The 9167-nt window shown below is 52.0% G+C and carries 1 protein-coding gene; it reads left to right on the top strand.

Translation table 11 applies throughout. The features are described from left to right. Positions 1–919 precede the first annotated feature (919 nt). Positions 920–9167: SdrD B-like domain-containing protein (locus BGO59_RS14645; protein WP_293684366.1), on the top strand; the 8248-nt coding region annotated here is incomplete at its 3' end.

Below are 9167 nucleotides of genomic sequence, written 5' to 3'. Positions count from 1 at the left end.
CACGGCCCAGTCGTACACGGTGCGGGTGTATGCTCGTTCGGGCTGTTACCGGGATGTGACGGTGTTGTTGTTGCCGACGGTGTGTGGATGTCCGGCCGAGGTGTGTGTGCCCTATGTGATCACCCAGACCAAGCGCCCGCTGAGAATTGGAGATCCCAGAATTAAATAAAATGAGTAGCGAATCCATCCAAAATGAATTCGCTATACTCTGTAGAACAGAAAGCGGTATCGAGCAATGCTCGATACCGCTTTCTGTTCTACAGTTAGTCAATCAAAATCGTCCCGAATGGCCCTCTTAGCCTACATCATTTATTTACCAAAGCAACTTAATTTATAAATTAAACCCCATTTATGTTACCCTATGAAAAATATTTTCCTCAAAAAAACATATCACCCCTTAATTGGTCCCAAAAATAAACTTATAAGAAATCACTATACAGTAACAGGCACCTAGTCGAAGCACGAATCAAGTGAACTAAACCTCGAACTATGCAGATCAAAAAAAGCACAAATTTTCCTTTTTTATATATAAAACTGCTTTATTACAGACCTTTCAAGCGAATCCGCATTTACTGGCATGGCATTTGTGGAGTCCACTATTTGACCAATGTAACCGTTGTCAATGAGGGAAAAATTAAGGCCTTCATTGGGCGTTTATGTCAACCATTATATCTACTTTAAAAACAACGGGTAAATCAAGTTAGCAGACAAGCAACTTGGTAGTTTGCCTCTAAAGCACTTGCCGTTTTTCGACTGTAGCACAGTGGCTGACCCAACGGAATGGGGACGTTTGTCAAAGCCAACAGGCATTAATCAGCTATATCCAACAAAGACATCCAGGAAACACGAACCACTCTCGGGTGGATAGATGTGCTATTACTTCAACGTTCCTCGTAATTCATTTTAATTTTTTTACTCTATGCCTACCTGTACTATGGCGTCGACCACGCAAGTAATTCAGAAACGGCCTTTTACTCCTGGTAGACTGGTAAAAGTAACCTGTCTTACCCTGTCTTTGTTCTTTTTAACGCAGCTATTCTCTGCGGGATTAGCCCAATGCATTTCCAATTCGACACTAACCATTCCCGTTACATTAAGTGGCGACGATGCTACAGAAGTCACTTCTGGAACCGTGGCAACGATCAATACCGCTAGTGCCGACCTGGCTTTTTTCAATCGGTATATAGGTATCCGTTTCGCATCGGTGTACATTCCGAAATCAGCGACAATCACAAGCGCCTATATCCAATTTACGGGCAATAACACGACATCGACAACGGCTGGCATAGCGAACGTAGGGATTCGCGGACATAATGTTGCCAATTCAAATTCGTTTACAGCGGCTATTGGCTCTGCCGATATTTCAACCCGTTATACGACAGCACCCACATCGGCATCGGTCAACTGGACAAATTCAGCCACCTGGAGTAATGGCGCTCAGGGCGTGAATCAACGCACGCCCGATCTGAAGGCCATTGTGCAGGAAATCGTCAATCGCCCCGACTGGAAGCCTAATAATGCAATTACGTTATTACTCAACGCTGCTTCGGGCACAGGACCTTCAGCCAATGCTTACGATGAGCCCAGCAGCGGTGACCCTAAGCTGGTCATTACGTACCAGGCAACAACGACTTTATCGGTTACACCAACCGTTTCAGGCTGTTACAACACCACAGCAGGTAGTCGGGCTACTGTAAGTGTAGAAGTTCGCTGGACCGATGCACCAGCCAACGACAACCTGATTGTTAAAGTGGGAAATCAAACCCGGCAGATCACGCCCGGTATTAATATTATCAGCTTTTTTGATTTGGACTCTTACGAAACCCAGGTTCCGGTAGAGTTTGTTTCTCCTCAGGTATTTACCTTCGAAATTCCAGCCGACGGCGCGGGCGGTACAGTAACCGCTTCTTTTGCAAGTAATACCGTCTGTACGAGCACGGCCTCCTTCACAGCCCCGGCGGCCTGTCAGCCAATAACCTGTACCCCCGGTACTGACCTGAGTGGTACGGCTTTCAATGACTTTAATGGCGATGGGATAAAAAATGCCGGGGAAACAACCGGGGTTTCTGGCATTGTCGTAAAAGCATACGATTGTGCCGGTACCACATACACCACAACGACCGATGTAAACGGTCAATATAAATTAACCATCCCCGTTGGCAATTATCCGGTTCGAGTGGAGTTTACGAACCTCCCAGCAGCCTACTCAGCTCAGGGAACGCCGAATGGGGTAGATGGTCGGACAACGGTCCAATTCATCACAGCGCCCGATTGCGGAGTCGATCTGGGTATGTCGGACCCAACAGATTTTTGCCAGAACAACCCCAAAATTTTCGTTCCCTGCTACGTGAATGGAAACCCACTGGTTAGCGGAACGGCAGCTACGCAGGATGCCTTTGTATCCGTAAATTATACTGACTTTTCAACTTCTACCGGATCGGGCAACTATACGAATTCAACCAATCCGGCTCATATAGCCAGTGCTTCGCAAGTTGGGTCACTTTGGGGTACGGTTTACAACAAACAAACCAAAACCATCTTTACCTCATCGGTGCTGCGTCGGCATGCTGGCGTGGGCCCATTGGGGCTGGGCGGTATTTATGCCATCAATCCAACCACCAATGCGATCAGTAATTTTCTGGACGTAACCACCCTGGGTATCAACGTCGGATCGGCTAGTGTGGGCAGTAACGTCAGCCGGGGATTATCGGCTAGTGCTACCTCGTTTAGCCATGACTCGGTTGCCTTCTCGCAGGTCGGTAAAGTGGGGATTGGCGGCTTAACCATTTCATCGGACGGGAACCAGCTTTATTTCGTCAACCTGTTCGACAAGAAGGTCTACAAACTGGATATATCGACCTACAATGCAGGAGGAGCCCCACCAACCACGTCGACTTCATTTGCCATCCCCGGCGGCTGCTCGAATGGCAATAACTCCCGGCCCTGGGGTATCAAATACCATAAAGGGAAAATATATGTAGGCGTTATATGCGACGGGTCAGTAACGGATAATCGATCAGATATGCGGGCCTTTGTCTATGCACTGGACCCCGTAGCCAATACCTGGAGCACTATTTTTGACTTCCCATTGACCTATCCAAAAGGCCCTGCTCTGCTGAACGATGATATACAGCAGGGAGCCGCTTCGAACAACTGGCGCACCTGGACGGATAACTTTGATCAACTGGTCTTTATCGATGGGCATTACCTGTTACGTAGCCAGCCTATTCTGTCGGGCATTGAATTCGACATCGACAACTCGATGGTACTGGCCTTTGCTGACCGTACAGGTTTACAGGGAGCCGCCGATAATTATGGCACCCGGTCGAACGACACCAGGCTTTACTATGCGATCAGTGGTGGCGATATACTCCGGGCTGCCAATATCAACGGTGTTTATATTCTCGAAAACAATGCAAAGGTCGCTGGTATTACCGGGGCTTTGCCAAACAATAGCCAGGGACCAGGTTCGGGCGAATTTTACAATGACGACTTCATTCAGGCTGGTATTTTAGTCCACACGGAGAATGCACTGGGAGGTCTGGCTATACGGCCGGGCTCAGGAAACGTGCTGGCCTCGGCAATGGACCCACTAAACGAAGTGCCATACGCCAACGGATTCCGCCAGTTTTCAAACGCCAACGGTTCGATTCAGTCAGCCTATGTTGTTTTTCAAAACGGAAGCCTCCAGAAATCAGTCGGTTTAGGTGACTTTGAACTAGGTTGTACTACGCCTACCTTCATCGAAATCGGTAACCGTGTCTGGTTCGACACCGATAATGATGGGATTCAGGACCCTTGCGAACAGAGTTTGTCAGGTGTTAATGTCTCCCTATATAAAGCAGGGGCCGTTGTAGCGACCACAACAACAAATACGAATGGAGAGTATTACTTCTCGTCGAAAAGCAAACTGACCAACGGCACCTGGAGTGGTACAGGAGCAGATACAACACTCCTACCTAACACAGCCTACCAGGTGGTATTTGGCACTGGTGGCCAGTTTGCAGGAGGTTCGCTTACCATTAGTTCAAATCGGTACCAGATTACCCAGGCTCTGAGTACAGCGCCAACCGCTAGTACTCTAAATGACTCCAATGTTCAATTGGCCACGATCGGTGGCAATAGTTTACCAGCAATCAGTTTCACTACGGGTGGAGCCGGTACGGTCAATCATACCCTTGATGCGGGGTTTGCCTGTGCGCCAGCCGTAATAGCCAGTCTTGTGGCTACCCCAGCTATTTGCGTGGGTCAAACGGTAACGGCTAATAGTGCCCGTATTGATCTGACAGGTGTTCAGAATGGAGACAAAGCATTCTTATACACAGCTGGTCCAGCACCAGCCTACACAGCCGCTAGCGGACAACCCGTATCTTCCTCGGCGGTTTCATTTACCGGATTAGCTGACCCCGCTACCTCAGCAGGGCAGAGCTACTCGATCATCGTCTATAGCGGTCCAGTCTGTTCAACGGTGGTCTCGGTAACGCTGGCCAAAGCCGTTTGTGGCACCTGTGCCATAGGGGTAACGGCAACTCCGGGAGCCTGCCAGCCAGCAACCAACAGCTACACGGTTACCGGAACCATTAGCCTGACCAGTGCTACAGCCGGGGTTGTCACGGTGACAGATGGGAGCAGTACTACCTCATTCAGTGTTTCTGTAGGGCAAATTTCAGCGACCTATTCCTTAACAGGTTTACTGTCTAATGCCAGCTTACATACCGTAACGGCTACATTACCAGGGTGTAGTACGGCAACCACAACGTACACGGCACCTGCATCCTGCTCAGCCGCACCAGCGTGTGGTCTGTCTCTGGCGGTCACCCCTGGTCTATGTACATCCGCCACGAATACGTATGCGCTGTCAGGCACGATTGCGTCAACCAATGTACCGGCTAGTGGTACGCTGACCATAAGCTCAGACGCATTTACCCCCAGAAGCCTTACGCTACTTGCTGGCAATGCATCAGGCACATTCAGCTATTCAGGCCTAGTGAGTAATGGTCAAACCTATACCATCACGGCCAGCTATTCTAACTCAGCCTGCGCTCCTGTCAGCCAGACCTTTACGGCACCTGTTTCCTGCTCGGTCGCTCCTCCCTGCTCGATCAGTGCCGTAGCGACCGTCGGGCAGTGCAACACGGCAACCAACACCTATTCGGCTACAGTGGTCGTGGCGCTAACTAACGCAACAGCCACTACCCTCACTGCGAGTTTACTGGGCAGTAGTCCGATCAGTCAAACGATTGCAGCTAATACCCCAACCTTCACGGCTGTTTTCAACGGCTTAGTCTCCGATGGTCTTGGCCATACGGCCACCATCAGCGTGCCTGGCTGTGGTACTACAGCGGCCAGCTATACCGCACCTGTTTCCTGCTCCATTGCCCCCGTCTGCTCCGTCAGTGCGGTAGCTACGGCGGGTCAATGCGCGACGGCGACCAACACCTACTCCGCATCAGTAACGGTGACCGTGCTCAACCCACTGGCCGCTACCCTGACCATCAACCTGGCTGGGGGATCTCAGACCTTCTCCACCACGGCCAATGCCCAGAACACATTTACCGCCGTCTTTAATGGGTTGGTCTCCGATGGAATCAGTCACACAGCTACCGTTAGTCTGCCCGGTTGTGGCACCACAACGGCCACCTACAACGCTCCGGCCAGTTGTTCAGTGGCTCCGGTTTGTTCAATCAGTGCGGTAGCCACGGCTGGTCAGTGTGCTACAGCGACCAACACGTATTCGTCAACAGTCGTAGTAACGGTCAATAATCCAACATCGGGTACGCTTTTAATTACGGACGGCACACAAACCCAGCCTTTCGCTACCACTACCGGTGCCAGCAACACCTTTACGGTTATTTTCCCTGGATTACTCTCCAATGGCAGTACGCATTCTGTAATAGCCACACTACCTGGCTGTTCGACCGCAACGACAACCTACACGGCACCAGCGAGTTGCTCATCAGCCCCTGACTGCAATCTGAGTGTAACGGCCAGCGGCTCCAACTGTAATCCGGCGACAAACCAGTATGTACTGAGTGGAACAATAAACCTGACCAACAGCCCCACCAGTCAGACCCTGACCCTGACGGATGGCAGTTATGTTCGTTCGCTAACGGCCAACGCCGGTACGACCTCAATTGCTTTCAGCTACACAACCCTGCAAAGCGATGGAGCTGTACACACGGTAACGGTTACCAGCAGTGCATCAGCCTGCCCTACCGCCAGCACCACATACACAGCCCCGGCCAGTTGTTCGGTAGCTCCAGTATGCTCGGTTAATGCAGTGGCCACACCCGGACTCTGCAGCACGGCCACCAACACCTTCTCCAATACAGTAACGGTTACGATGACCAATCCGACGGCTGGCATACTAACGGTTACGGATGGAGTCAATAGCGTAACCTTTACCGTTCCGGCTTCCACCGGGACGACCACTGCCGTAGCTACCTTCAATGGCATCGTATCCAATGGGGCTTCGCATACGGTAACGGCCACTTTACCCGGTTGTTCAACAACCACAACAACCTACACGGCCCCAGGCTCGTGTACACAACCGGCTGGCACGCAGCTAACTCTATCGAAATACGTCAGCAAACCTAAAGCTAAACTTGGCGATGTACTGACTTATACCGTCGTATTGACCAACACGGGCAGCACTACCGCTACGAATGTTACGGTTCGCGATTCGATGACAACTGGCCTGCGCTATGTAGCCGGTTCTGCTACTGTTCCGACGGGTACAACCTTCAACCAGGGAACCCCACTTAGCAACTGGACTGTGGGAAGCCTTACCCCCTCTCAGAGCTTTACCCTGACCTACCAGGCCATTGCCGATAGCTCGGGAATTCTGTACAACAAAGCAACCATACCAGGCGATACGGCTAAAGTATGTACTACAATTCCGGTACAGGTTTGTACAGGCGATGTTTATCTGTTCCGACTGAACGCCCCCGCTGGCCGAACCAGTTATAAGTGGTACAAAAATGGCGTATTGATCGTAGGGCAGACAACGCATATCCTCGACATTACAACCCCTGGAAGCTACAGTCTGGCCGCCGATAGTTTATCGGGTCTATGCCCCAGCTTCAGTTGCTGCCCCTTCATTGTTGAGGAAGATACGTTGCCAACATTCCAGGCGTCAGCCCTGGCTGCGACCTGCGCAGGTGGCGTTGTACAGGCAAACGGTCAACTTGTTTTAACCAACTTCAAGACAGGATACACGTATCAATATTCCGCAGGTACTGATTTTAACGAATCCGCTCCGCTCTCAGGAGCAGCCCAAACGATTCCAGTCAACGGGATTATCGTGAGTAATTTACCAAATCCGGTGGCGACTCAGGCCTACACGGTTCGCGTTTTCAACAGCAGTGGCTGTTATACAGATGTTACCGTCAGCCTGAGTCCAACTACCTGCGTCTGCTCATTATCAGCTATAGCCACACCAAGCCAGTGTAATACAGCCACGAATACCTACTCGGCTTTGGTGGCCGTCAGTCTGACGAATTCCGTAACGGGTACCATCACGGTCAGTATTCCTGGAGCCGCACCGGTTAGCCAGACGGTAGCCGCCAACACATCGGTAGCAACCATCTCCGTACCTGGTCTGCCTTCCGATGGCGCTATTCACACGGCTACGGTATCACTACCCGGATGCTCGACCACCACAGCGGTTTACTCCGCTCCGGCGTCCTGTTCGGTAGCACTCCCCTGCTCGATCAGTGCGGTAGCCACGGCGGGTCAATGCGCAACGGCGACCAATACCTACTCGGCTTCGGTTGTTGTAAGTCTGGCCAACACTACGGCGGGAACGCTCACGGTTAGCTTGCCTGGCAGCACACCGATCAGCCAGACCATCGGTGCCAACACCAGCTCGTTTACGGCTGTCTTCGATGGATTGACCTCCGATGGAATCAGTCATACAGCCACCATCAGCCTGCCCGGTTGTGGTACTACAGCGGCCAGCTATACAGCCCCAACAAGTTGCTCAGTAGCGATTCCAGTTCTGGCGTTAACCGTAACGCCCGGAACCTGCCAGAGTGCAACCAACCAGTATGCTATTTCGGGAACACTTTCACTCACCAATGCTCCGGCCGGTACAGTCATCTTCTCCGATGGCCTTGTAGCAACGACCGTATCGGTTAGTGCAGGCGCTACTTCCATTGCGTATACGCTGGCAGGCTTGAGCAGTGGTACCGGCTCCCATACGGTAACGGCCAGCTTCGCTAGTCAGTCAGTTAGTGCTACCTACACCGCTCCGACTAGCTGTTCAGTTGCCCCCGTCTGCTCAATGACTGCTATTGCTACGCCAAGTCAGTGCGTCCCAGCCACCAATACGTATTCGGCGCTGGTTGCTGTCAGTTTGAGCAATCCAGTGAACGGCACCATTACAGTTAGTATTCCCGGCGCATCCCCCGTCAGCCAGACCGTGGCCGCCAACACATCAGTAGCTACCGTGGTCGTTCCCGGTCTACTGTCGGATGGAGGAATTCATACCGCAACGGTAACACTACCCGGTTGCTCGACCACCACATCGGTTTATTCTGCTCCAGCTTCCTGTTCAGTGGCTCCCCCCTGCTCGATCAGTGCGGTAGCCACGGCGGGGCAATGCGCAACGGCGACTAATACCTACTCGGCTTCGGTTGTTGTAAGTTTGGCCAACACTACAGCGGGAACGCTCACGGTTAGCTTGCCTGGAAGCACACCGATCAGCCAGACCATCGGTGCCAACACCAGCTCGTTCACTGCTGTCTTCAACGGACTAGTCTCCGATGGAATCATTCATACAGCCACCATCAGCCTGCCCGGCTGCGGTACCACAACGGCCAGCTATACCGCTCCCGTTTCCTGCTCCATTGCCCCCGTCTGCTCCGTCAGTGCGGTAGCCACGGCCGGAAGCTGCAGCACGGCAACCAACACCTACTCCGCATCAGTAACGGTGACCGTGCTTAACCCATTAGCCGCTACCCTGACGGTCAACCTGGCCGGGGGGTCCCAGACCTTCTCCACCACGGCCAATGCCCAGAACACATTTACCGCCGTCTTTAATGGGTTGGTCTCCGATGGAATCAGTCACACAGCCACCGTTAGTCTGCCCGGTTGTGGCACCACAACGGCCACCTACACCGCTCCGGCCAGTTGCTCAGTGGCTCCGGTTTGTTCCATGACTGCCG

The organism is Spirosoma sp. 48-14, from assembly GCF_001898575.1.
Lineage (GTDB): Bacteria > Bacteroidota > Bacteroidia > Cytophagales > Spirosomataceae > Spirosoma.
Note: the sequence above shows the minus strand (reverse complement) of the source record. Positions and strands in the feature narration are given on the sequence as shown.